Source organism: Blautia difficilis (assembly GCF_014297245.1).
Taxonomy (GTDB): domain Bacteria; phylum Bacillota; class Clostridia; order Lachnospirales; family Lachnospiraceae; genus Blautia_A; species Blautia_A difficilis.
Genome location: NZ_JACOQG010000082.1, coordinates 1 through 1,585 on the forward strand (window position 1 = coordinate 1; position 1,585 = coordinate 1,585).

Annotated in this window: 1 protein-coding gene; it reads right to left on the reverse strand. The window is 36.8% G+C overall.

Annotation, left to right across the window (positions count from 1 at the left end):
- Positions 1–129: 129 nt before the first annotated feature.
- Positions 130–1,305 (reverse strand): IS110 family RNA-guided transposase, encoded by a 1,176-nt coding sequence (locus H8Z82_RS16900; RefSeq protein ID WP_118595432.1) that lies wholly within the window; start codon positions 1,303–1,305, stop codon positions 130–132.
- Positions 1,306–1,585: the final 280 nt, after the last annotated feature.

Here is a 1,585-nt window from a genome sequence, read left to right on the forward strand (position 1 = left end):
GAGGTGACAAACTATAAACAGTCAAGAGAATTTTGAAATTTTTTTGAATTGTAAAAATGGGTAACTTTAATAAGCCATCTGAATACATCGTATTTCAGATGGGAGAAATTAGTATTAATCCACTAGAGATTAACGAAGTTTCTGTGCATTAAAGTCGATATCTTGCCTCTCCAATGCGTAGATGACTCTAATAAGCTTTTTGGCTACATGAGTAATGGCTACTCGATGTGGTTTGCCTTCTCCGCGTTTCTTGGCATAGTAAGTTGCAAATGTCATGTCAAAGCGGATTAACGGTAGACAACAATTGATAAGTGTGTAGCGGAGCTGGGATGATCCACGCTTAACCATCTTACCTCCGTGAGATTCAGTACCAGATTCGTTGATTCCTGGTTCTATTCCAGCAAATGCAAGCATTTGTCCTGGATTAGTGAAGTTAGATATATCGCCGTATTCAGAATAGATTACAGCTGCTGATAATGGTCCGATTCCAGGAACTGACATATAGTGAGGATGTACTTCTTCAATTAGTTTGTTGATTTCTTTTTCAATGGTATTAATCTCTTTTACAAGGGATTTGTATAAAGATAAAAGGCTGTTCAGCTCTACATCAAAAATAGAGTTATTTACACCAACAGTATTGGCAGCAAGTTCTTTTAGTCGTAGAAATTGCTGTGGTGAAAACTTCCCCCGGGATAAGGAACGTAGCTTTTCATAAGAGGCTGAGTTCATACGAGCCATCTTTTCAGCAGAACCATAGTTTTCAAGCAGATAGAGAGCAGTTTTGGATAAGCGTTCATTAAAGAATGGTTTAAACTCAGGGAATGTATGATCTAACACATTTGTGATTTTAATAAGATAGAAAGAACGCTGTCGGATAAGTTTATCGCGTAAACGAGTTAATGACTTTAAAGAGTAAGCGTGGTAAAATCCTTTTGAATGGGGTTTGTATTCAACAGTCATTAACCAACGAGCTATTGATTCGCAGTCAACAGAGTCGGTTTTTGTACGCCTAAGTGTTTTTGATTTCTTGTATTCACTGATGAGAACAGGATTTACTTCCATGAAGGTTAGGAGAGAATTTTCAAGGAAGAGTTCAAGATTGAGAGCATAATGGGCAGTTGATTCAAACCCTATTCTTATGTCAGCAGGATTTGCGAGAGAATGAATGATTGTAAGCAGTTCATTAAAGCCGGCTTTATTGTTTTTGATTGTGACTTTAGAAACTACTTTTTGATCAGCTGCAGAAATGATGCAGCAATCATGTTTGTACTTGGAAATATCAATTCCAATAAAGTACATTGACATAGGTTTATACCTCCTGATAAATATTTTGAGCACTGCTGTCTTCCACAGAGAATTCGGCTGTGTAATCACGTAAATAAAAACGTCGATGCGTTAACAAACTGATTAACAGTAATAGACGAAAAGCTGTGGTCTGAGTCACCTCATACCAGTCAAAGCTGTAAAGTTATAGATACAGATCCACAGTGCCTTTTCAAAATATATCAGAGATGGAAATAAATACCCAGTGTTAACTGGGAGAAAGGAAAAATCCAATTACCATCTAAGATAATTGGATTATACG